The sequence below is a fragment of the Streptomyces sp. NPDC088812 genome (assembly GCF_044750285.1).
Classification (GTDB): Bacteria; Actinomycetota; Actinomycetes; order Streptomycetales; family Streptomycetaceae; genus Streptomyces.
In genome coordinates this window covers 40,688-64,503 of sequence record NZ_JBIVJP010000010.1, presented here as the reverse complement: position 1 = coordinate 64,503, position 23,816 = coordinate 40,688, and the positions used below count along the sequence as shown (strand labels likewise).

The 23,816-nt window shown below is 71.8% G+C and carries 17 protein-coding genes; 6 read left to right on the top strand and 11 right to left on the bottom strand.

The window, feature by feature from the left end; all coding sequences use genetic code 11:
• Positions 1-50: 50 nt before the first annotated feature.
• The 3 genes from ACIP67_RS19030 to ACIP67_RS19020 are packed head-to-tail and all read right to left on the bottom strand — an operon-like array spanning position 51 to position 3,147.
• On the bottom strand, positions 51-881 hold the full coding sequence (locus ACIP67_RS19030) for a carbohydrate ABC transporter permease (protein WP_401693012.1): 831 nt from the start codon (positions 879-881) through the stop codon (positions 51-53).
• Entirely contained in the window at positions 878-1,834 is a 957-nt protein-coding gene (locus tag ACIP67_RS19025; protein WP_401693011.1) for a carbohydrate ABC transporter permease, read from the bottom strand. Before ACIP67_RS19025 ends, ACIP67_RS19030 begins: the two co-directional genes overlap by 4 nt.
• Positions 1,834-3,147: an extracellular solute-binding protein gene (locus ACIP67_RS19020; RefSeq protein WP_401693009.1), complete on the bottom strand. Its 1,314-nt coding sequence runs from the start codon at positions 3,145-3,147 to the stop codon at positions 1,834-1,836. Before ACIP67_RS19020 ends, ACIP67_RS19025 begins: the two co-directional genes overlap by 1 nt.
• Positions 3,148-3,336: 189 nt before the next feature.
• Here ACIP67_RS19020 and ACIP67_RS19015 point away from each other — a divergent pair, with 189 nt between their 5' ends.
• The 4 genes from ACIP67_RS19015 (at position 3,337) to ACIP67_RS19000 (ending at position 10,220) form a co-directional block, all read left to right on the top strand.
• Positions 3,337-5,718 (top strand): glycoside hydrolase family 2 protein, encoded by a 2,382-nt coding sequence (locus ACIP67_RS19015; protein ID WP_401693008.1) that lies wholly within the window; start codon positions 3,337-3,339, stop codon positions 5,716-5,718.
• On the top strand, positions 5,715-6,752 hold the full coding sequence (locus ACIP67_RS19010; RefSeq protein WP_401693006.1) for a LacI family DNA-binding transcriptional regulator: 1,038 nt from the start codon (positions 5,715-5,717) through the stop codon (positions 6,750-6,752). Before ACIP67_RS19015 ends, ACIP67_RS19010 begins: the two co-directional genes overlap by 4 nt.
• A 124-nt stretch (positions 6,753-6,876) precedes the next feature.
• On the top strand, positions 6,877-8,094 hold the full coding sequence (locus ACIP67_RS19005) for a thiolase family protein (protein ID WP_401693005.1): 1,218 nt from the start codon (positions 6,877-6,879) through the stop codon (positions 8,092-8,094).
• Positions 8,091-10,220 (top strand): 3-hydroxyacyl-CoA dehydrogenase NAD-binding domain-containing protein, encoded by a 2,130-nt coding sequence (locus ACIP67_RS19000; protein WP_401693004.1) that lies wholly within the window; start codon positions 8,091-8,093, stop codon positions 10,218-10,220. The genes ACIP67_RS19005 and ACIP67_RS19000 overlap by 4 nt, the downstream gene beginning before the upstream one ends.
• A gap of 137 nt (positions 10,221-10,357) precedes the next feature.
• Here ACIP67_RS19000 and ACIP67_RS18995 read toward each other — a convergent pair whose 3' ends face one another.
• A complete protein-coding gene (locus ACIP67_RS18995) occupies positions 10,358-11,794 on the bottom strand; it encodes a phosphodiester glycosidase family protein (protein WP_401693002.1) in 1,437 nt (478 codons plus the stop codon).
• Positions 11,795-11,796: 2 nt separating this feature from the next.
• Positions 11,797-12,474 carry a peptidase inhibitor family I36 protein gene (locus ACIP67_RS18990; RefSeq protein WP_401693000.1) on the bottom strand — a complete coding sequence of 226 codons (678 nt, stop codon included), beginning with the start codon at positions 12,472-12,474 and terminating at the stop codon, positions 11,797-11,799.
• Between the two features lie 197 nt (positions 12,475-12,671).
• Here ACIP67_RS18990 and ACIP67_RS18985 point away from each other — a divergent pair, with 197 nt between their 5' ends.
• Positions 12,672-14,378, top strand: coding sequence for an FG-GAP-like repeat-containing protein (locus ACIP67_RS18985; protein ID WP_401692999.1), 1,707 nt, complete (start codon positions 12,672-12,674; stop codon positions 14,376-14,378).
• Positions 14,379-14,492: 114 nt separating this feature from the next.
• Here ACIP67_RS18985 and ACIP67_RS18980 read toward each other — a convergent pair whose 3' ends face one another.
• Complete coding sequence (locus ACIP67_RS18980; protein ID WP_401692998.1) at positions 14,493-15,515, bottom strand: hypothetical protein; 1,023 nt, start codon at positions 15,513-15,515, stop codon at positions 14,493-14,495.
• A gap of 155 nt (positions 15,516-15,670) precedes the next feature.
• Between ACIP67_RS18980 and ACIP67_RS18975 the strand changes: the two genes are divergently transcribed.
• The gene (locus ACIP67_RS18975; RefSeq protein WP_401692996.1) at positions 15,671-16,057 is read left to right on the top strand and encodes an NTP pyrophosphohydrolase; all 387 of its coding nucleotides are present in this window, start codon (positions 15,671-15,673) and stop codon (positions 16,055-16,057) included.
• 46 nt (positions 16,058-16,103) lie between these two features.
• On the opposite strand, the gene ACIP67_RS18970 is transcribed toward ACIP67_RS18975, so the two are convergent.
• The 5 genes from ACIP67_RS18970 to ACIP67_RS18950 form a co-directional block, all read right to left on the bottom strand.
• Positions 16,104-17,627 (bottom strand): amino acid permease, encoded by a 1,524-nt coding sequence (locus ACIP67_RS18970; protein WP_401692995.1) that lies wholly within the window; start codon positions 17,625-17,627, stop codon positions 16,104-16,106.
• Positions 17,628-17,937: 310 nt separating this feature from the next.
• Positions 17,938-19,866 (bottom strand): 1-deoxy-D-xylulose-5-phosphate synthase, encoded by a 1,929-nt coding sequence (gene dxs, locus ACIP67_RS18965; protein WP_401692994.1) that lies wholly within the window; start codon positions 19,864-19,866, stop codon positions 17,938-17,940.
• A gap of 310 nt (positions 19,867-20,176) precedes the next feature.
• Entirely contained in the window at positions 20,177-21,553 is a 1,377-nt protein-coding gene (locus ACIP67_RS18960) for a sugar ABC transporter permease (RefSeq protein WP_401693276.1), read from the bottom strand.
• Between the two features lie 50 nt (positions 21,554-21,603).
• The gene (locus ACIP67_RS18955; RefSeq protein ID WP_401692992.1) at positions 21,604-22,395 is read right to left on the bottom strand and encodes an ATP-binding cassette domain-containing protein; all 792 of its coding nucleotides are present in this window, start codon (positions 22,393-22,395) and stop codon (positions 21,604-21,606) included.
• Between the two features lie 275 nt (positions 22,396-22,670).
• Positions 22,671-23,762 carry a sugar ABC transporter substrate-binding protein gene (locus ACIP67_RS18950; protein ID WP_401692990.1) on the bottom strand — a complete coding sequence of 364 codons (1,092 nt, stop codon included), beginning with the start codon at positions 23,760-23,762 and terminating at the stop codon, positions 22,671-22,673.
• Between the last annotated feature and the right edge of the window lie 54 nt (positions 23,763-23,816).

Here is a 23,816-nt window from a genome sequence, read left to right as displayed (position 1 = left end):
GGGACCCGTCCGTCCCACGGCGGCCACCGGAGGTCGTGGCCGCGTCCGGTTCATCTGGACGCGCCCCGCATGAAGCCGTTGTAGATGTACTTCTGCAGGGCGAGGAAGACGATCAGGGTCGGCAGGATCACCAGGACCGCTCCTGCCGAGATGGTCTCCCAGTGGGCCGAGTAGGGCCCCTTGAAGCGGAACAGTGACGTCGAGATCACGCCAAGATCCTGCGACGGCATGTAGAGGAACGGGATGTAGAAGTCGTTGTAGACGGCGATCCCCTTCACGATCACGACCGTCGCGATCGCCGGTTTCAGCAGCGGCAGGATGATCCTCCGGTAGACGGTGAAGGCGCCCGCGCCGTCGAGGCGGGCCGCCTCGTCCAGGGAGACGGGGATCGAGCGGACGAACTGGAGGAAGATGTAGATCGACACGATGTCGGTGCCCAGGTAGAGGGCGATCGGCGCCCAGCGGGTGTCGAACAGGCCGAAGCCGTGGACGATCTGGAAGGTGGCCACCTGCGTGGTCACCCCGGGGACCAGCGCGGCGACCAGGAAGAGGGCGACCACCAGTTTCCGGAAGCGGAAGGTGAAGCGGTCGATCGCGTACGCCGTCATCGAGCCGATGAGGACCGTCCCGCCGACGGACACCACCAGGATGAAGGCGGTGTTGCCGAAGGCCGTGAGCATCCCGCCGTCCCGGAACGCCGTCACGTAGTTGTGGAAGTTGAGCGGGTCACGCGGGAGGGTGAGGGCCCCGCCGCCGTCCGCGGTCTCGTCCCCCGTCTTCAGCGAGGTCAGGAAGACGACGCCCAGCGGGAGCAGGACGACCACCGCGGCGAGGACCAGCGACAGGTACACCAGGGCGCGGGCAACGGCTCGGCGGGTCATACGAGGTCCACCCTCTCGTCGGGGACGAGACGCCGCTGCACCCAGGTCACCGCCAGGATGATCAGCAGCAGCACCACGGCGGCCGCCGACGCGAGGCCCGTCTTGTTGAACTGGAAGGCCAGCTTCACGGTCTGGATCACGAAGGTCTCGGTGCCGGTCGCCCCGCCGGTCATGATGTACGGGATCTCGAAGGCGGACAGGGAGCCGGAGACCGAGAGGATCACGGTCAGGGTCAGCACCGGCTTGATGCCGGGCAGGATGATGTGGCGGAACTGGTGCCAGCGGTTCGCGCCGTCCAGCTCCGACGCCTCGTACAGCTCCCCCGGGATGGACTGGATCGCGCCGAGGAACAGCACGAAGTTCATGCCGAGGTAGCGCCAGACCGAGACGCCGGCGAGCGAGGTGTTCGCGGAGAACGGCGTGCCCAGCCAGGCCTGGTCGGCGTGGTACCCGAAGAGTCCGAGGACCGTGTCGAGGGTGCCGCCGTCCTGGAAGAAGTACAGGAAGACGAAGCCGATCGCGACGCCGTTGACCAGGGAGGGGAAGAAGAGCACGCCCTTGAAGAAGTTCCGGAAGCGGAGGTCGAAGCTGAGGACCGTCGCGAAGTACAGCGCGGCGACGATCTGGAGCGCCGAGGCGGCCAGGTAGTAGCCGCTGACGAAGAACACCTGGAAGAGGTCCTCCCGGGTGAAGATCTCCGTGTAGTTCCCGGTGCCCGTGTAGTGCAGCTCGGGGCTCACGCCGTCCCAGTCGGTGAAGCTGTACGCGACCATGTTGGCGATCGGCGCGTAGGTGAAGGTGATCAGGAGGGTGAGCGGGGCGAGCAGGAACAGCCACGGGGTGACGGTCCGCCGGACCCGTGCCCGCCGTGGGGCCGGTGCGGGGGCGGGGGCGGCGCGCTCCGAGGCCGGTGCCGCGGCCTCGGAGGTCGCCCTCTCGGTGGTGTGCGCCATCAGCCGGTCACGTTCTTCTGCGTCGCGGTCCACTTCTCGCCGAGGCCGGCCAGGAAGTCGTCCAGGCTGCCCTTCTTGGCGCCGCGCGCGAGGTCGACGAGGTCCTGCCGGTACTCGGGCTTGTTGATGCCGACCTCGGACTCGTCGTCGATCAGCTTGACCTTCGCGCCCGCGGAGTCGTCCAGCTCGATCAGCTTCACGCCCGCGTCCTCGTACGGCTTCAGCACCTCGGGCATGGACGCGTCCTTCAGCGGGGAGATGGCCAGGTTGTCCCGGTCGTAGCCGGACTTGTCGGTGAACCAGTCGATCCAGGCGCGGGCCGCCTCCTTGTGCTTCGAGTGGATGTTGACGGCCTGGTTGTAGTCGGGGCCGACGGTGGCGCAGAACGTGCCGTCGACCTGTGCGGGGAAGGGCATGAAGCCGATGTCGTCGGGGTTCACGCCGGCCTTCTTCGCGGCGTCCTGGAACTGCACGATCGCCCAGGTGCCGAGCCACTGGGTGGCGATCTCACCCTTCGCCAACTGCGGCTTGGACAGCTCCCAGTTGGTGGTCGTCGGGTCCTTCTCGGCGAGGCCCTGCCGGACGATGTCGTACAGCAGCGTGTCGCCGGTGCGCAGGTCGGAGCCCGCCGCCCAGGGGTCGCCCTCGGCAAGCTTCGTGGTGGCCCCGGTGTCGCAGCTGACCGAGCCGTTGACGAAGGTCCACGAGGTCAGCGGCCACTGGGCGGCGAAGTTGGTGTAGTAGGGGGTCGCGTCGGTCTTCGTCTTGATCGCCTTCAGGGCGGCCAGGAACTCGGCCGAGGTGGTGGGCCATGCGGTGACCCCGGCCTCCCGCCACACCCGCTTGTTGTAGACGAAGCCCGGCATCACCCCGACCGGGGTCTGGCCGTAGACCTTGCCGTCGACGGCGGTGAAGTCGGTGAAGCGGTACTTCTTCGAGCGCTCGGCCGCGGTGCCGAGGGAGGCGAAGTACTTCGGGTAGTCGTCCTTCTTGATCACGCCGGGGATCAGCAGGACGTCGCCGTAGTCCTCCGTGTTCATCCGGATCTTGATCTCGGCCTCGTAGTTGGTGAGGGCCTGGAACTCGACCTTCACCTTGGGGTACGTCTTGTTGAACTCGGCGGCGTACTTCTCCATCGTCCCGTCCTGCACGAGGTCCGTGCGGACGGTGAGGACCGTGATGGTGCCGCTCACCTTCGCGGGGTCGGTGGGCGCCGCGGCCTCCGCGCCCTGGGAGGTGCCTGCTGTACCGGTGCAGCCGGGGAGCAGCAGGGCGGCTCCCGCGACGACGGCGAGGACTGTACGGCGGTTCATGTGCATCAGCTCCGTTCACGGGACGGACGAGCACGTGCGGGGTGGTGGAGCGCGTACGGGTCGGTGGAGCGCGTACGGGTTGGCTGGTTCGGCACTCTGGCAGCGCTTTCTCAACCGGTAAAGTCCCATTCCCGCCAAGGATGATGGACGGCGCCCAAACACTCGGGTTTACCGGTTTAGGGAGTGCGCATGCTGGAGGCGACACCGCTCACCGACGGATGGATCCTGCGGCACGGGCGGGACGCGCTCCCGGCCGTGGTGCCGGGGTGTGTGCACACCGACCTGCTCGCGGCGGGGGTGATCCCGGACCCGTTCCTCGGCCGCAACGAGACCGCGCTCGGGTGGGTGGGGCGACGGGAGTGGACGTACGAGACGAGGCTGCCGGAGGCGGGGTCCGGGCACGAGCAGACCGACCTGGTCTTCGACGGGCTGGACACGGCCGCCGAGATCCTGGTGGACGGCCGGCTCCTGGGACGGGTGCGGAACATGCACCGCTCCTACCGCTTCGACGTGACCGGGGCGAGCGGGACGCTGGCGGTCCGGTTCCGGTCCGCCTACGCCGAGGCGGAGGCCGTGCGCGGACGGCTCGGCGAGCGGCCGGCCGCCTACGCCGAGCCGTACCAGTACGTCCGCAAGATGGCCTGCTCCTTCGGCTGGGACTGGGGGCCGACCCTGGTCACGGCCGGGATCTGGCGGCCGGTGCGGCTGGAGCGCTGGTCGACGGCGCGGATCGCCCGGGTGCGCCCGCTGGTCACCGTGGAAGGGGGCGTGGGGGTCGTGGAGCTGCGGGTCGACGTGGAGCGGACCCGGGTGGAGGCCGCGCTCACCCTGGAGGCCCGGGTGGCCGGCCGGCGGGTGCGGGCCGAGGTGGCGGGCACGGCCGGTGTCGTACGGGTGGAGGTGCCGGGCGCGGAGCTGTGGTGGCCGCGCGGGTACGGCGGGCAGCCGCTGTACGAGGTGGAGCTGACGCTGCGCCACGGGGCGGCCCCGCTGGACGTGTGGCGGCGGCGGGTCGGCTTCCGGACCGTGGCACTGGACACCTCCGCCGACGCGCACGGCACCGGGTTCACGCTCGTCGTCAACGGTGAGCGGCTCTTCGCGCGGGGCGTGAACTGGATCCCGGACGACGTGTTCCCCTCCCGGGTGACGCGGGAGCGCTACCGGGAGCGGCTGCGGCAGGCCGCCGGCGCCGGCGTGGACCTCGTACGGGTCTGGGGCGGCGGGATCTACGAGAGCGAGGACTTCTACGACGCCTGCGACGAGCTGGGCCTGCTGGTGTGGCAGGACTTCCCGTTCGCGTGCGCGGCCTACCCGGAGGAGCAGCCGCTGCGGGGCGAGGTGGAGGCGGAGGCCCGGGAGAACGTCGTACGGCTGATGCCGCACCCGTCGCTGGTGCTGTGGAACGGCAACAACGAGAACCTGTGGGGGTTCCGGGACTGGCAGTGGGAGGAGCGGCTCGGCGGCGCCTCGTGGGGGGAGGGGTACTACCTCGGGCTGCTGCCGCGGGTGGTGGCCGAGCTGGACCCGACACGGCCGTACACGGCGGGCAGTCCCTGGTCGGGGTCGTGGCGGCACCACCCGAACGATCCCGCGCACGGCACGCACCACTCGTGGGAGGTGTGGAACCGCGAGGACTGGGCCGACTACCGGCTCACCGTGCCCCGGTTCGTGGCCGAGTTCGGCTGGCAGGCCCCGCCCGCGTACGCCACGCTGCGGCGGGCGCTGCCCGGGGAGGAGCTCGCGGCCGGCTCCCCCGGCATGCTGCACCACCAGAAGGCCGAGGACGGCAACGGCAAGCTGGAGCGCGGGCTCGCCCGGCACTTCGCCGTCCCGGCGGGGGACTTCGACCGCTGGCACTACCTCACCCAGGTCAACCAGGCCCGTGCGGTCGCCGCCGGGATCGAGCACTGGCGCGCGCACTGGCCGGTGTGCGCGGGCACCGTCGTCTGGCAGCTCAACGACTGCTGGCCGGTGACGTCCTGGGCGGCGATCGACGGCGACGGGCGGGAGAAGCCGCTCTACCACGAGCTGCGGCGGGTGTACGCCGACCGGCTGCTCACCGTGCGGCGGCGGTCCGGCGGGCTGCTGGTGGCGGCGGTCAACCAGGCGGCCGGGCGGTGGACGGGGACGGTGTCGCTGCGGCGGATGTCCGTCGAGGGGGAGGTGCTCGCCACGGCCGGCGCCGCCTTCGCGGCGGACCCGCGGACGGTGGCCGGGGTGGAGGTGCCGGCGGAGCTGGAGCCCGCCGGGGCGAAGGAGTTCCTGGTGGCCGACGTGCCGGGCGCCGAAGGGCTGCGGGCCGTGCACTTCCCGGTGCCCGACCGGGAGATCCCCTACCCGCGCCCGGAGTTCGAGGTGGCCGTCGTCCCCGAGGGCGTCGAGGTGCGCGCCCGCACCCTGGTGCGGGACCTGCTGCTCCAGGCGGACCGGCTGGCGCCGGGGGCGCGGGCCGACCGGGGGCTCGTCACCCTGCTTCCCGGGGAACGGGTGACGATCGGCGTCGCGGGCTGGGAGACTCCGGACGCCGCCGCCGCCCGTGCCGCGCTGTACTGCCAGGAGCCCGCTCGATGACAGCCTCCCCGTCGCCCCGCGTCACCATCAAGGACGTCGCCGCGCGCGCCGGCGTGTCCAAGGGCGCGGTCTCGCTCGCCTTCAACCGCAAGCCGGGGCTGTCGGAGGCGACCCGGGACCGTATCTTCGCGGCGGCGCGGGAGCTGGGCTGGGAGCCGAACCTGACCGCGCGGTCGCTGGCCGGCTCGCGCGTGGACGTGGTGGGGCTGGCGATCTGCCGGCCGGCCCGGATGCTGGGCCTGGAGCCGTTCTACATGGAGTTCGTCTCCGGGGTGGAGAGCGTCCTGACCGAGCACTCCTGCTCGCTGCTGCTGCGGCTGGTGCGGACCGTGGAGGAGGAGGTCGCGATCCAGGAGTCGTGGTGGCGGGGGCGGCAGGTCGGCGGGTCGATCCTGGTGGACTTCCGGGCCGACGATCCCCGGGTGGCGGCGGCCGAGCGGCTGGGGATGCCGGTGGTGGCCGTGGGGCAGCCCTCGCTGACCGGCTCCCTGACGTCCGTGTGGACCGACGACGCCACCGCCGTGACGGAGGCCGTGCGGTATCTCGCCGCGCTGGGGCACCGCCGTATCGCCCGGGTGGGGGGCGCCGCCGCGCTCGGGCACACGGTGATCCGGGCGGCCGCGTTCGACGGGGCGGCGCGGAGTCTGGGGCTGGCCGGGGCGTGGCAGGTCGCGACGGACTACTCCGGGGAGGCGGGGGCGCGGGCCACCCGGTCGATGCTGGCGGCCGCCCCGCCGGACCGGCCGACGGCGATCGTCTACGACAACGACATCATGGCCGTGGCGGGGCTGTCGGTGGCGGCCGAGATGGGGCTGTCCGTGCCGCGGGACGTTTCCCTGCTGGCCTGGGACGACTCGCAGCTGTGCCGGCTGACCCACCCCACGCTGTCCGCGATGAGCCATGACGTGTTCGGCTTCGGCGCGGAGGCGGCGCGGACGCTGTTCGGGGTGGTCACGGGGGCGGGGCCGGGATCGCACCCGGTGCCGACGCCGGTGCTGACGCCCCGGGGGTCGACGGCACCCCCCGGGGTGTGACCTTCACCGCTTGGCCCTCCGGGACTGGGCAGCTACGTTACCCACAAGTAGCATGGGTTCTGAGCGCGCGCTCAGCGCTTGCGCGTCGCAGCAGTGCCATCCCGCACCCTGGAGGAGAGCCATCGTGCCTCGTACCGTCAGGGACGTCGTCTTCGTCGACGGCGTCCGCACCCCGTTCGGCAAGGCGGGCCCGAAGGGCGTCTACCACGAGACCCGCGCCGACGACCTCGTCGTGAAGGCGATCCGGGAGCTGCTGCGCCGCAACCCCGGTCTCGACCCGAAGAAGGTCGACGAGGTCGCCATCGCCGCGACCACCCAGATCGGCGACCAGGGCCTGACCATCGGCCGCACCGCCGGCATCCTCGCGGGCCTGCCCACCTCGGTCCCCGGCTACTCCATCGACCGCATGTGCGCGGGCGCGCTGACCGCCGTCACCACGGTGGCCGGTTCCGTCGCCTTCGGCGCGTACGACGTCGCCGTCGCCGGCGGTGTCGAGCACATGGGCCGCCACCCGATGGGCGAGGGAGTGGACCCCAACCCGCGGTTCGTGAGCGAGAAGCTGGTCGACGAGTCGGCCCTGTTCATGGGCATGACCGCGGAGAACCTGCACGACCGCTACCCGCAGATCACCAAGCTGCGCGCGGACGAGTACGCGGTGCGCTCGCAGGAGAAGGCCGCCAAGGCGTACGCCGACGGCAAGATCCAGGCCGACCTGGTGCCGATCTCGGTGCGCCGCACCAGCCCCGAGGGCGGGGAGACCGGCTGGGGCCTGGTCACGGCCGACGAGCCGATGCGCCCGGGCACCACCCTGGAGAACCTGGCGGGCCTGAAGACGCCGTTCCGCGTCCACGGCCGGGTCACCGCGGGCAACGCGGCCGGTCTGAACGACGGCGCCACCGCCTCCCTCATCGCGTCCGAGGACTTCGCGCGCGAGAACGGCCTGCCGGTCAAGATGCGCCTGGTCTCCTACGCCTTCGCGGGCGTGGAGCCGGAGGTCATGGGCTACGGCCCGATCCCGGCCACCGAGAAGGCCCTCGCCCAGGCCGGGCTGTCGATCTCCGACATCGGCCTGTTCGAGATCAACGAGGCCTTCGCCGTCCAGGTCCTGGCCTTCCTCGACCACTACGGCATCGCCGACGACGACGAGCGCGTCAACCAGTACGGCGGCGCCATCGCCTTCGGCCACCCGCTGGCCTCGTCGGGCGTCCGCCTGATGACGCAGCTGGCCCGCCAGTTCGAGGACCAGCCGCACGTCCGCTACGGCCTGACCACCATGTGCGTCGGCTTCGGCATGGGCGCGACGGTCGTCTGGGAGAACCCGCACTTCGAGGGGGACAAGTGAGCACCACCGCAGAGCTGTTGAAGGGTGCGGCCGAGCTGTTCCCGGACGAGGTCGTCACCAGCGCGCACGTACGCCACTTCGACCTGCCGCTGGGTGCGGGCCGCTTCGCCCTGATCACCCTGGACAACGGCCTGGACCACACCAAGCCGACCACCTTCGGCCCGCAGTCCCTCGCGCACCTGAACACCGCGATCGACCAGGTCGAGCAGGAGGCCGCGGACGGCTCGATCGTCGGCGCCGGTGTCACCGGCAAGCCGTTCATCTTCGCCGTCGGCGCCGACCTCAAGGGCATCGAGCTCCTCAAGGAGCACGAGCACGCGCTCGCCATCGGCAAGGGCGGCCACGACGTCTTCAAGCGCCTGTCGTCCCTCGGGGTCCCGACGTTCGCGTACTACAACGGCGCGGCCATGGGCGGCGGTGTCGAGGTCGGCCTGCACTGTACCTACCGCACGGTGTCCGCGGCCGTTCCGGCGTTCTCCCTCCCCGAGGTGTTCCTGGGCCTGGTCCCGGGCTGGGGCGGCTGCGCGCTGCTGCCGAACCTGATCGGCGCCGACAAGGCCGTCTCGGTGATCATCGAGAACAGCCTCAACCAGAACAAGCAGCTCAAGGGCGCGCAGGTCTACGAGCTGGGCATCGCCGACGCGCTGTTCGAGGGCGCCGACTTCCTGGAGCAGTCGCTCCTGTGGACGGCCTCCGTCCTCAAGGGCGAGATCGTCGTCGACCGCCCGGTGATCGACCGCGGTGAGGCCTGGGACCAGGCCGTCGCACGTGGCCGGTTCATCGCCGACGGCAAGGTGCACGGCGCGGCCCCGGCCGCCTACCGCGCCCTCGAGATCATCGCCGCCGCCCAGGACGGCGACCTCCAGCGGGGCTTCGACGCCGAGGACCGGGCGCTCGCCGACCTCATGATGGGCGGCGAACTGCGCTCCGGCATCTATGCCTTCAACCTGGTGCAGAAGCGCGGCAAGCGCCCCGCGGGCGCCCCGGACAAGTCGCTGGCGCGGCCGGTCACCAAGGTCGGCGTGGTGGGCGCGGGCCTGATGGCCTCGCAGCTCGCCCTGCTCTTCCTGCGCCGCCTGGAGGTGCCGGTCGTGCTGACCGACATCGACCAGGAGCGCATCGACAAGGGCGTCGGCTACGTCCACGCCGAGATCGACAAGCTGCTCGCCAAGGGCCGGCTCCACCAGGACAAGGCCAACCGCCTCAAGGCGCTGGTGACCGGTGTCCTGGACAAGGCCGAGGGCTTCGCGGACGCGGACTTCGTCATCGAGGCCGTGTTCGAGGAGATCGGCGTCAAGCAGCAGGTGTTCGCGGAGGTCGAGGCGGTCGCCCCGGCGCACGCGATCCTCGCCACCAACACCTCCTCCCTCTCGGTCACCGAGATGGCGTCGAAGCTGAAGCACCCCGAGCGGGTCGTCGGCTTCCACTTCTTCAACCCGGTCGCCGTGCTGCCGCTGCTGGAGATCGTGCGCGGCGAGCGGACCGACGACGCCTCGCTGGCCACGGCGTTCGCCGTGGCCAAGAAGCTGAGGAAGACGGCGGTCCTGGTGAAGGACGCCCCGGCGTTCGTCGTCAACCGCGTCCTGACCCGCTTCATGGGCGAGGTGCAGAACGTCATCGACGAGGGCACCCCGGTCGAGGTCGCGGAGAAGGCGGTCGAGCCGCTCGGCCTGCCGATGTCGCCGCTGGTCCTGCTGGAGCTGGTCGGTCCCGCGATCGGCCTGCACGTCTCGGAGACCCTCCACCGCGCCTTCCCGGACCGCTTCACGGTCTCCCCGAACCTCAAGGCGGTCGTCGAGGCGGGCAAGCGCGGCTTCTACGTCTACGACAGCGGCAAGCCCGAGCTGGACCCCGAGGTCGCCGCGCTGCTGAAGCAGGGCGACACGGTCCTCACCGAAGAGCAGGTGCGGGCGCGCGTCCTGGAGGCGGTGGCGCAGGAGATCGGGCTGATGCTCGACGAGGGCGTCGTCGCGGAGGCCCAGGACATCGACCTCTGCCTGATCACCGGTGCCGGCTGGCCCTTCCACCTGGGCGGCGTCACGCCGTACCTGGACCGCGAGGGCGTCTCGGAGCGGGTGAACGGCAAGCGGTTCCTGGCCCCGGGCGTGGCGTCGGTTCCCGCCTGACCGTCACGGGGACGTGAAGAGGGCCTCCGCCGTCCGGACGCTGTCGGCCGATCACCGACAGCGGCCGGCCGGCGGGGGCCCTCTCGTCATACGACCGGGGGGAGACCAGGGGACCGTTCCGCACGGCGTGGGGTGTGTCAGGGCAGCGGATAGCCACCCGCTCCCGCGTACACCGTGTCGGCCACGGGCCGTTCCGTCCCGTCGCCGTCGGAGGGGTGGTTGACCACCGTGTTCTGCCAGACGAGGGTGGTGGAGCCGCCGCCGTCGAGGTTGAGGGCGTCCGTCGCGCCGAGGTCGCGCAGCAGGGTCGCGAGCTCCAGGCGGGTGGCGCCCCGGCTCACCGTGGTGTCGTAGCCGTCGACGGTCACCAGCAGGGTCCGGCCGTAGCCGTCCGAGCCGACGGCGGTACGCGGGGCGGCGTCGGGGACGTACGGGGTGCCGTCGCTGTACGAGGCCGGCTGGACGTACCGGATGGTCCCGTCGCGCAGGAGGAGGTCGCCGCCGGCCGTGACGTACATCGACGGCTCCAGGGCGAGGGTGTCGCCGAAGCGGGTGTCGACGACGGTCTCGGTGAGGTCCAGGGCGGTGCCGACGGGCGCGTGGGCGCGCAGCCAGTCCGCGCCCTCCCCGATGCCCTGCAGGACCCGGCCGCCGGCGGGGACGGTGCGTCCGCCGCGGGTGCCCGTCGCGCAGGTGCTGCCGGCGGGCGGGGCGGGTTCGTAGCAGGCGGTGACCTCGTCGTCGGCGTCGAGAAGCAGTTCGATGCCCTCGTCCGTGCTCACGACGGCCTCGCCGGTGGGGTTGTCGGGGTCGTTGTCGGTGGCGACGGCCGCGGTGGTGGGCGTCGGGGCGCCGTACTCGGGGGTGAAGGACACGATCTCGGACATGTCCCGGCACACGCCCTCGGCGTCGATGGTCTCGCCGGCTTCCGCGCCCTCGCAGTGGGCGTTGCGGCCGGGCAGCCGGTTGATGCCGTCGAGTTGGCGGGCGGCGGCGGAGCCGTCCTTCGGGGCGACGGTCAGCGTGGTGGCGAGTTCGGTGATGTAGACGCGGTCGTACTGGAGGACGAGGGCGGAGCCGACCGGCGCGGCACCCTTGCCCTTGGCCGCCTCGCTGAGCAGCTTGCCGCCCCGGACCGCGATGCCGCCGATGTCGCCGTCGTGGGTGCCGGTGGCCGGGTTGCGCACGTGCCCGTCGAAGAAGGCCGCGTTGACGCCGGCGCGGGGGCGGCGCAGGGTGTTGACGGAGACGCCCTGGAGCATCGACGAGGTGGTCTCGGAGACGGCGAGGCCGGTGCCGTACGAGCCATCCAGGGTGAGCGGCGCCTTGTCGGGGTCGACGACCACCACGTCGACGATCCACGGGCCGCCGCTTCCGCCGGTGTAGGTGGTCCGGGTGACACCGGGGACGGTGGCGTCCACCGTCTTCAGCGCGCTCGCCTCCAGCACGGACAGGGTCAGTCCGGTCTCGGCGGCAAACGCGCGGGGGCCGGTGGCGGGGACGGCCAGCAGGGAGGCGGTCAGGGCCAGGACGGCGGCGCCCCGCTCCAGGTGCTTCACGGAGGTCCTCTTCACGGTCAGCACAGGCTCGTCCCGGTGACCAGCCTGTGGGAGGAGAAGGTGGCGGCGTACGGCTGCGGGATCACGGTGGCGTCCGTGCGGAGCACCACGTACTTGGCGTAGGTACGTCCGTCGTCCGTCCAGTTCCCGGAGTGGTCGGCGCCGGGGTAGAAGCAGGCGTGGCGGTCCGTGTGGTTGGCGACGGAGACGACCTTGTCGTCCCACTCCGTGCCGTAGCGCGCGATGTCCAGCTGGGTGGCGGTCATCGCGCCGCGTCCGCCGGGTTCGGTGAACAGGCAGAGGTAGCCGTCGCGGCAGCGCTCGAAGCCGGTGAAGCAGCCGGCCTTGGACTTGGCGAGCTTGTGCGAGCTGACCCGGTCGACGAGCTGGGTGCTGGTGTCGGCCAGATTGCCGCGGTAACCGGGGCGGATCGCCTGCACGGTGCCGCCGTAGGAGGCGTCCTCGTACACGCACGCCCAGTAGGCGGTGTTGTTGTGGACGGAGTCGACCTGGTCGTCCCAGTCGGCCGAGTAGGTCTGGACCGGGTTGGCGGGTCCGAAGCCTACGACGGCGCCCTGCCCGTCGGCCTCGGTGTAGAGGCAGAAACGGCCCTCGGCGCATTCCTGCCAGTCGGCGGCACCGGCGAGGGAGCCGGTCAGAACGGAGAACACCAGGGCGGTGAAGGCGAGGCACACCCCTGCCGTCCGGCTTGCTGATCGTCTTCGCGCGCCCAACGCGCCCCCCTTGCACGGATGCGGACGTTCCTGGCGGACGGTCACCGAGTCACGCTCCCCCGTGATCATCCGAACATGTGCGCATAGTATGCGTTCGCTTTGCTTTCACACATCCCTTACAGAACTCCGGGAGACACCGTCATGGGGGGACGCGGGCCGTGGCCCGCCTGTTGAGATGGATCGGCGCCGGACTCGCCCTCTGCGCCGCCCTGCTGCTGCCCGGCCCCGCGCACGCCGACGAGGTGGATCCGGCCACGGCCCCCACCGTCCGCTCGCTCACGTACAACGTGTGCGGCGCCTACTCCGCCTGTCAGAGCGACCTCGACACCGCCACCTGGACCGAGCGGATGGTCGAGCAGATCGAGGCCTGGGACGCCGACGCGGTGATGCTCCAGGAGCTGTGCCTCGGCCAGTGGACCGCGCTGCGGGACGCGCTGCCCGGGTACAGCGCCGTGTGGACCAGCCCGGCCACGGCCGCCGGGTGCGCCAAGTGGTCGGCGGACGGCAGCACCCGCTTCGGGCTCGGCGTGCTCGTCAGAACGGACGCGGTCGAACGGTACGTCGCCCACCTGACCGTGCCCGACGGTGCGGAACCCCGGTCCGTGCTCTGCGCGAAGGGCCCGGTCGACGGCCGGCCCACACTGGTGTGCACCACGCACCTCGCCCAGTACATCCAGCCCGACAACGGCTCCGCCGAAGCGCTCGGCCACATCGACGGCTGGGCGCTGGGCACCCCGGTGCTCCTGGGCGGCGACTTCAACGCCGCACCCGACTACCCGGCCCTGGACCCGGTCCGCGCCGGGCTGCCCGGCACCGGCCGGTTCGCCGAGGTCGACGAGAACGACCGGGACTGGTTCACCGACGCCTGCCTGACCGCGGGCAGCGGCGAGTGCCGGTCCGGCGAGCCGACCGTGGACATCTCCGGCACGCCCAAGAAGTTCGACCACGTCTTCGTCACCGCCGGCGACTTCTACGGCGTCCGGGGCTCCGTCGTCGACCCCGGGCTCTCCGACCACCGGCTGCTGCGCGGTGCCGCGTACCCCGAGCCGCGCCCCGGCTCCGGCGTGCCGGGCGATCTCACGAACGACGGCCGGCCCGACCTGGTGGCCGTCCAGAACGAGGGGAACCTGCGGCTGTACTCCGGCCGCGGCGACGGCCTGGTCGCCGTGCCCTACCGCCAGATCGGCACCGGCGGCTGGACGGACGCCCTGATCACACACCGGGGCGACTGGACCGGCGACGGCCGCGAGGACCTGGTCGTGCGCCTCGGCGACCGGCTGTGGGTCTACCCCACCACCGGCGACGGCGCCCTCGGCACCCGCCTCGCCATGGGCGGACGGCCCACCGGCTGGACCTCGGCCACCGCCGTACTCAGCGCCGGTGACCTGAACGGCGACGGGACGCTCGACCTGGTCGTGCGCGACGGCACCGGCCTGTGGCTGTACCCCGGCGACCCGGCCGGCACCGCTCCCGCCCTGTCGGCCGCCGCGCCCGTCCGGCTGGGCAGCGGCGACTGGAGCGGCCTCGACGTCCTCGCCCCCGGCGACACCGACGGTGACGGCCGGCCCGACCTGTGGGCCCGTGACCGGGCCACCGGGACCCTCTGGCTGTACCCGAACGCGGGGGGCGGGACGCTCGGCACGCCGCAGGCGGTGGCGGGCGGCTCCTGGCCCGCCGCGGACCGGCCGCTGCTCACCGCGGGCGACGTCGACCGGGACGGCCGGGCCGACCTGTGGGTGACGACGAGCGCGGCAGACACGGACACCGCGAACGCCCTGCTGTTCCACCCCGGGACGGAGTCCGGGCTCGGTGCGGCGGTCACGGTCGGGACCGGCGGCTGGCAGTGGATCCCGCGGATCGCCTGAGCGGCGGGGTCGGGTCCGCGACGGAGCGCCGTCCGCACGGCGAACGCGCGTGCCGGGCGTCGCGATCCGGGGGGACTCCGCGGACGCGGCCCGACCAGGACAGGTCCCGCCCGCTCACACCTCCCGCCACGCCGTCAGCGCCAGCCCCGGCTCCTCCTTGCGGCGGCTGGTGAGGAGACGGCCGGTCGACGGGGAGAGGGTCGCCGCGACCACCCGGCCGCCGTGGTCCCGGGCGAGGGCCACCACGGCGTCGTCCGGCAGGTGGGGGCCGGACTCGGTCCACCAGGCGCCGGCCGTCTCGTCCTCGGTCGGGTAGGCGGCGAAGGCGACACGGCCGCTCGCGGCACGCTGGGCGAGCAACGTGCAGTCGAGGCCGTCGAGTTCGCAACGGACGGCGGCCACCGGGCCGGGGCCGGCGGCGGCGAGCAGCGGGACCGGCTTGCCGCCGGGGCGCCAGGCGCAGACCTCGCCGGAGTCGTCGTCGGTGAAGAAGAGGGTGGTGTGCTCGGCGGAGGTGGCGAGGGCGCGCAGCGTGCCGGGGCGGACCGCCGCCTCCAGGGGCTCGCCGCGCACCGGAACCGTGCCCGGCTCCGTCTGCCGCCAGTGCAGGACGGCGCCGGAGGCCGCGGCGTACGCCTCGACCCGGCCGGACTCCCCCGTCACGGCGACCGGCGGGCCCTGCACGCCCTGCCCCTTCAGGTCGCGCCACGGGTCCCAGCCGCCCTTCTCCTTCTGGGCGACCATGCTGATCCCGGTGCCGACGTTGCGCACGAAGACGTGCGCCCGCCCCTGGGCGTCCACGGCCACGGCGGGCGTGCCGGTGCGCCCGCCCGCCTTGTTGGGGTGGCCGACCGGAGCCCAGTCCAGGGCCGCGAGCAGGGGCCGGAAGTGGGTGGAGTGCACCAGGACCGCCTCCCCCGACGCGGTCGGCCGCCAGGCGGCCAGATGGGCGTAGCCGTCGGCGCCCTGCCCGACGGCCACGCCGTCCGGCCGCACCCGCTGTTCGCCGGCCACCGTGCGGGGCGGGTCCCAGGGGCCGCCGCCGGTCCGCTCCGCCCGGCACAGCACGGCGTCGTGTGACGTCAGGTAGACACTGAGCCGCCCGTCGCGGCCGCGTATGAGCCATTCGCCGTTCACCCGCTCACTGTATGACGGCCGCAGTCCGGTGCCGCCGCTCGGGTCGCACGCCCCCGCCGCCGTCCCGCGCCACCGCCCGCCGCGCACCCCCCGCCGCAGTCCCGTCCCACCGCTCGGGGCACACGCCCCGCCGCCGTCCGTGCCACCCTGGGCCCATGCACGCTGAGCCCGGGGACCACGCCTCCCCCCTGCTGGTGATCGTCGACGCCGCGAACGTCGTGGGGTCGGTGCCCGACGGCTGGTGGCGCGACCGGCGGGGCGCCACGGAGCGGCTGCGCGACCGGCTGGCCGCCGGCGGTCTCCCCGGACGCCCCGGCCCACGGGAGATCGTCCTCGTCGTCGAGGGCGCCGCCCGCGGGGTGGAGTCGGTGCCCGGGGTGCGCGTGGAGTCGGCCCCCGGCAGCGGCGACGACCACATCGTCGACCTGGCCGCCCGCGCCGCCGGCCGCGCCCGCCTGGTCGTCACGGCCGACCGGGAACTGCGCCGCCGGGTCACGGAGCACGGCGCGGAGGTCACGGGACCGCGGGCCGTGCTCGGCTGAGGACCGCGCCGTACGGGACGGGGGCGGAGCGGCACCGGGGGGCGGGTCAGCGGTTGCCGTCCCGGTGCGGGTGGGCCACCTCCTCGACCGTCGTCTCCTCATGGCGGCCCAGCCGGCTGTGGGAACGGCCGTACAGGAAGTAGACGAGGATGCCGATGACCATCCAGACGGCGAAGCGGACCCAGGTCTCGGCGGGCAGGTTGAGCATCAGCCAGAGGGAGGCCACCACCGACAGCACGGGGAGGACCGGCACCCAGGGCGTGCGGAACGCCCGGTGCAGGTCGGGGCGGGTGCGGCGGAGGACGATCACGCCGATCGCGACGACCACGAACGCGAAGAGCGTGCCGATGTTCACCAGTTCGGCGAGTTCGCTCAGCGGGGTGAAGCCGGCGAGGACCGCGATGAGCACGCCGAGCAGGATGGTCGGCCGGTGCGGGGTCTTGAACCGCGGGTGGACCTGGGAGAAGAAGCGCGGCAGCAGCCCGTCGCGGCTCATCGCGAAGAAGACCCGGGTCTGGCCGAGCAGCAGGATCATGCAGACCGTGGTGAGACCGACGGCGGCGCCGAAGCTGATGAAGCCCGCGTACCAGGGGTGGCCGGTGGCCTTGAACGCGTCGGCGAGCGGCGCGGTGATGTTCAGCCTGCTGTAGTGCTGCATCCCGGTCACGACGATGGACACCAGGACGTAGAGGGTGGTGCAGATGAGGAGGGAGCCGATGATGCCGCGCGGCATGTCCCGCTGCGGGTTCCTGGTCTCCTCGGCGGCCGTGGCGACGACGTCGAAGCCGATGAAGGCGAAGAACACGACGGACGCGGCGGTGAAGATGCCCATCACGCCGAAGTTGGACGGCGCCCAGCCGATCATCAGCTGGATGAGCGGGGACTGGAGGCTGTCGCCCGCCGGCACCGCCTGCGCCTTCGGGATGAACGGGTCGTAGTTCTTGCTCTCGACGAGGAAGGCACCCGCGATGATCACGACGAGGACGACGGTCACCTTGACGGCGACGACGACCGAGGTGACGCGCGCGGACAGCTTGGTGCCGACCACGAGGATGGCGGTGAGCACGAGGACGAGCGCGGCGGCGAGGACGTCGAAGCCGAACCCTTCGGCGCCGTCCCTGGTGCCGAGCGTCGCCGGCAGGTGCCATCCCGCGTTGTCCAGCAGCGAGGCGACGTAGCCGGACCAGCCGACGGCGACCACCGCCGTGCCCAGCGCGAACTCCAGGACCAGGTCCCAGCCGATGATCCAGGCGGGGAGCTCCCCGATGGAGGCGTACGAGAAGGTGTACGCGGAGCCCGCCACCGGCACGGTGGAGGCGAACTCGGCGTAGCAGAGCGCGGCGAGCGCGCAGACGACCCCGGCCACGACGAAGGCGAGGGCGACGGCCGGACCGGCGTTGTTCCTGGCGACCGTGCCGGTGAGGACGAAGATGCCGGTGCCGATGATGACACCGACACCGAAGACGGTCAGGTCCAGCGCGGACAGTGACTTCTTGAGCGCGTGCTCTGGTTCCTCGGTGTCGAGGATGGACTGCTCGACCTTCTTCGTCCGGAAGAGGGTGTTGCTCACGGGCCTACCTCCCACGCTGGTCGTCCTCGACATGATCGAGAGCGCGTGGTGCGTATGCCCCGGCGTGGGCGTGTCACGCGGACGGGCCGGTCGCACCACTCCTCACGGTGGCACAACCGGCCCTTTCCGGCGCGTCCGGCCTGTCCGTCCGAGCGTCTCGGCGCGTCCGGCCTGTCCGTCCGAGCGTCTCGGCGCGTCCGGCCTGTCCGTCCGAGCGTCTCCGGCGCGTCCGGGCCCCAGGTCCTGTCGTCAGATTCCCGTCGTCGCCCGCAGGGCGGACGGCAAGGTGACGACAGGCCCTAGCGGCGCGTCAGTCGCGGGCGGACTCCACGGAGTCGACCTCGGCCGCCGTGCTGTCGTACCGTCCGTCGAGCCGGGAGACCAGGCCGGTGACCTGGCGGGCGATGTCGGGGGCGGTCAGACCGATCTCGGCCATGACCTCGGCGCGGGTGGCGTGGTCGAGGAAGCGCGGCGGGATGCCGAAGTCGCGCAGCGGGACGTCGACGCCGGCGTCCCGCAGGGCCTGGGCGATCGCGGAGCCGACACCGCCGACGCGGGAGTTGTCCTCCACGGTGACGACCACGCGGTGCCGGTCGGCGAGCGGGGCCATCGCCTCGTCGACCGGCTTGACCCAGCGCGGGTCGACGACGGTGGTGGAGATGCCCTGCCGGTCGAGGAGCCCGGCGATCTCCAGGCACATGGGCGCGAGGGCGCCGACCGACACGAGCAGTACGTCGGGCCGGTCGGTGCCGGGCTCGCGCAGCACGTCCATGCCGCCCACCCGTCCCACGGCGGGCACGGCGGGGCCGACGGCGCCCTTGGAGAAGCGGACCACGGTCGGTGCGTCGTCGACCTCCACGGCCTCGCGCAACTGGGCGCGCACCTGGTCGGCGTCGCGCGGCGCGGCCAGCCTGAGCCCCGGAACGACCTGGAGGATGGACATGTCCCACATGCCGTTGTGGGAGGCGCCGTCGGTGCCGGTGACCCCGGCCCGGTCCAGGACGAAGGTGACCCCGCACTTGTGGAGGGCGACGTCCATGAGGACCTGGTCGAAGGCGCGGTTGAGGAAGGTGGCGTAGACGGCGAAGACGGGGTGCACTCCCCCGTGCGCGAGGCCCGCCGCGGAGACGGCGCCGTGCTGTTCGGCGATGCCGACGTCGTAGACGCGGTCCGGGAAGGCCTTGGCGAACTTGTCCAGGCCCACCGGCTGGAGCATGGCGGCCGTGATGGCGACGATGTCCTTGCGCTCCTTGCCGAGCTCGACCATCTCGTCGCCGAAGACGGAGGTCCAGTCGGCGCCGGAGGTGGAGATCGGCAGACCGGTGTCGGGGTGGATCTTGCCGACGGCGTGGAAGCGGTCGGCCTCGTCCTGGAGGGCGGGCTGGTAGCCGCGGCCCTTCTCGGTGAGGCAGTGCACGATGACGGGCCCGCCGAACCGCTTGGCGCGGGCCAGCGCCGACTCCAGGGCCTCGATGTCGTGCCCGTCGATGGGGCCGACGTACTTCAGGCCGAGGTCCTCGAACATGCCCTGGGGGGCGATGAAGTCCTTCAGGCCCTTCTTGGCGCCGTGCAGGGTGTCGAAGAGCGGTTTGCCGACGACGGGGGTGCGGTCGAGGATCTCCTTCGTCCGGGCGAGGAAGCGCTCGTAGCCGTCGGTCGTGCGGAGCGTGGCGAGGTGGTTGGCGAGGCCGCCGATCGTGGGGGCGTAGGAGCGCTCGTTGTCGTTGACGACGATGACGAGCGGGCGGTCCTTGGCCTCGGCGATGTTGTTGAGCGCCTCCCAGGCCATGCCGCCGGTCAGCGCGCCGTCACCGATGACGGCGACGACGTGGCTGTCGCGTTCGAGGAGCTGGTTGGCCTTGGCGATGCCGTCGGCCCAGCCGAGCACCGTGGAGGCGTGGCTGTTCTCGATGACGTCGTGCTCGGACTCGGCCTGCGAGGGGTAGCCGGACAGGCCGCCCTTCATCTTCAGCTTGGAGAAGTCCTGCCGTCCCGTGAGCAGCTTGTGCACGTAGGACTGGTGGCCGGTGTCCCACAGCACCTTGTCCCTGGGCGACTCGAAGACCCGGTGGAGGGCGATGGTGAGCTCGACCACGCCGAGGTTGGGCCCGAGGTGGCCGCCGGTCTTGGAGACGGCCTCGACGAGGAAGGCGCGGATCTCCCCCGCCAGCCGGTCCAGCTCCTCCAGGCTGAGCCGGTCCAGATCGCGCGGTCCCGTGATGCGGGTCAGCAGCGGCACCCGTGCCTCCTTGCAGTAGAGCTGATCGAGCTGTTGCCGGGTTCGTCGAGTCTAATGTTCCGTCTCGGCCCGTGGACCACGGCCCGTGCGTCATAGGTCACCCGTCGGCCGTACCCATGTCGGACGGTTCCTATGACAGCGCTGTGCCCGGCACCGGGAGGGGTGCCGGGCACAGCGGGCGACCGCGACGGGCCCGAGGGGCGCGGGGCTGCATCGATGTGCGGCTCCGCCGCGTGGGCGCGACCGGCCACGACGGCGGGTCAGGCGCGGTCCCACCGCACCCGGAACGGCGCTCGCGCGAGCGTGAACCTCAGCCGCGCCCCGCGGCCTTCTGGCTCTTGCGGGAGACGGAGTCGATGACGACCGCGCCGAGCAGAACACCACCGGTGATCATGTACTGGATCGAGGTGTTCATGTTGAGCAGGTCCAGACCGGTCTGGATGGACTGGATGACCAGCATGCCGAGCAGCGCCGACCACACCGAGCCGCGGCCGCCGAAGAGGCTGGTGCCGCCGATGACCGCCGCGGCGATCGCCAGCATCAGCGTGTTGCCGCCACCGGCGTTCAGCGTGGCGCTGGCCGTCTGGCCGGCGAAGAACATACCGCCGACCGCCGCGAAGCCGCCGGCGATGGCGAACACGGTGATCCGGATCAGGGCCACGTTGATACCGGCGCGACGCGCGGCCTCGATGCCGCCGCCGACCGCGAAGACCTTGCGGCCGTAGGTGGTGCGGCGCAGCACGAAGTCGACGATGACCAGGCAGGCCAGGAAGATGACCAGGGCGTTGGAGACACCGGCCGCGTTGTTCAGCACGGCCGCGGCCACGAAGGAGGCGATGCCGAGCGCGCCGACCCGGATGAGGATCTCGCTGGTCGGCCGGAACGGCACACCCGCGGCCCTGCGGCGGCGCTGCTCACCGAAGTTGCCGACCAGCATCAGCACGACACCGAGGCCGGCCAGCAGGTAGGCGCCGATGATGGCCTGGTCCATGAAGAAGGAGCCCTGGCCGAGCAGGTGGACCGGGCCGGAGTCGGCCGGGATGTTGATGGTGCCGCTGGAGCCCAGCAGCCACAGCATCAGACCGTTCCAGCCGAGGAAGCCGGCCAGGGTGACGACGAACGCGGGGACGCCGATCTTGGCGAAGAACCATCCGTGCAGGGCGCCGATGGCGACACCGGTGAGGACGGTGAGGAACAGCGCCAGCCACTGGTTCATGGTGTGGTCGACGACGAACACCGCGAACAGGGTGGACGCCAGACCGCTGACGGAGCCGACGGACAGGTCGATCTCACCGAGCAGCAGGACGAACACCAGGCCGATGGCGAGCATGCCGGTGGCCGAGAGGAAGTAGCTGATGTTCGAGAGGTTCTCGGCGCTCAGGAAGCGGTCGTTCTGGAGCTGGAAGATCGTCCAGATGATGATCAGGCCGACGAAGACCGGAAGCGAGCCCAGCTCGCCGCCCTTCACCTTGCGCTTGAACTCGGTGAGGTAGCCCGTGAGGCCCTCTTCGCGCACCAGCAGGCGCGGGTCGACGACGGCGACGGGGGCCGCGGTGGGGTCGTCGGCGGGGGCGACGGTCGCCTGCTTCTCGACGACGCCCTCGGTCTTCTCGGCCTTGGTGGCCTTCGGGCCCTCGGCGCTGTCGCTCTTCGCGGTCTTCGCGGTCTCGGCGCCGTCGCTCTTCACGGCCTTCGCGGCCTCGGCGTTGTCGCTCTTCACGGTCTTGGACGTGTCGCTCACTTGGCCGCCTCCGCGGTGCGACGCCCCGCACGACGGGTGACGGCGTTGTCCGTGGCACCCGTGATCGCGGCGATGATCTCTTCGTGGCTGGTGTCCTTCACCGGGAAGGAGCCGTTGTTCTTGCCCAGGCGCAGCACGGCGACGGTGTCCGCGACCGCCTTGACGTCGGCCATGTTGTGGCTGATGAGGATGACGCCGAGGTCCCGCTCGCGCAGCCGCTCGACCAGGTCGAGGACCTGCGCGGTCTGCTCGACGCCGAGGGCGGCGGTGGGCTCGTCGAGGATGACGACCTTCGGGTCACCGATCAGCGCGCGGGCGATGGCGACGACCTGGCGCTGGCCTCCGGAGAGGCTCGCGATCGGGATGCGCACGCTCGGGATGCGGATGGAGAGCGTGGACAGCAGCTCCCGGGCGTTCTTCTCCATCGACACCTCGTCGATGACGCCGCGGCGGAGCAGCTCGCGCCCGAGGTAGAGGTTGCCGACGACATCGAGGTTGTCGCAGAGGGCGAGGTCCTGGTAGACCGTCGCGACGCCGAGGGTCTGGGCGTCGTTCGGCTTGGTGATGCTGACCGGCCTGCCCTCCCACTCGATGACGCCCTCATCGATGGGGTGGACACCCGCGATCGTCTTGACCAGGGTGGACTTACCTGCGCCGTTGTCGCCCACCAGGGCGACCACTTCTCCGGCGTGGACCTCCAGTTCGACGTCGGTGAGGGCCTGGACCGCACCGAATCGCTTGGAGACTCCGCGCAACGCCAGCACGGGCGTAGCGGACACGTGAACCATCTCCTTCGCCGCCTGACCGGCGGGGATGCCGCGCTGTTGGGAAAGGCGCGGAAGGGTGTGCGGGACGGGACGCGGAACGCGCCGTCGGCGCACGAGGTTTACAAGATGAACAAGCGCGAGTCCGTTGCGCTCGGCAACGGTTCCGTCCGACGCCCGCCCCGGCAGCGGGGTGTTGAGGTGGGGCAGGCGTCGGAGGAGTCTCGCGGGACCGCTCGGCGGTCGTGGCCCGGCTCCCCGTGGGGACCCGGGCCGGGTGCGCGTGGCGCGCGGTGTCGCTACTGCAGACCGGCGGTCTTGCAGGCGGCGGCGTACTCGGCGGTGCAGATCTCCTCGACCGTGTACAGCTTGTCCGCGACCACCGTGTCCTTGATGTTGGCCTTGGTGACCGAGACCGGGGTCAGCAGCTGGGAGGGGACCTTGTCGCCGGAGCCGCTGGTCAGCGTCTGGGTGGCGAGGGACTTGATGTCCTTGCCCTCGAGCAGGTTGACCGCGAGCTGGGCGGCGGCGTCGGCCTCGGGCTTGAACGCCTTGTAGACGGTGGAGGACTGGGTGCCGGCGACGATGCGCTGGATACCCGCGAGCTCCGCGTCCTGGCCGGTCAGCGGAATGCCGCTGATCTTCGCGCCCTTGAGGGTGTTGGCGATGCCACCGGCCATGCCGTCGTTGGCGGAGTAGACGGCGGCGATGTTCTTGGCGCCGAGCTGGGTGATCGCGGCGGACACCTTCTGCGCGGCGACCGTGTCCTTCCACAGGCCGGACTGCTCGTAGGCGATGGTGACCTTGCCGTCGAGGGCGTTGTGCGCGCCCTCCTTGAACTGGGCGGCGTTCGGGTCGGCGTCGTCACCGTTGATCATGACGACCTTGGACTTGGTGGTCGCCTTGGAGCCGAGGGCGTCGAGCAGGGCCTGGCCCTGGAGCTCGCCGACCTTGACGTTGTCGAAGGAGACGTAGGCCGAGACCGGGCCCTGCGCGAGGCGGTCGTACGCGATGACCTTGACACCCTTGTCCACCGCGGACTGGATGGAGGACTTGATCGCGGCGGAGTCCTGGGCGGAGATCACGATGACCTTCACGCCCTTGGTGACCATGCTGCTGACCTGCTGGGCCTGCTTGGCGGCGTCGGCGGCGGCGTTCGCGTACTCGACGTTGCAGTCGGCGCAGAGCTCCTTCACCTTGGCCTCGAAGTACGGCTTGTCGAACTTCTCGTAGCGCGCGGTGACGGTGTCGGGGAGCAGCAGACCGATCGACTTGCTGTCGGAGCTGCTGCTGTCGGAGTCGTCGCCGCCCGCCTTGCCGCACGCGGCAATCGACAGGGCCATGGAAACGGCGGTGGCGCCGATCACGACTCTACGCATCGTTGCGTTCATGTGGGTTGTGCCTCCCTGACAGGGCCGCAACGCTGCGGCCGAGGTGGCTCGAAG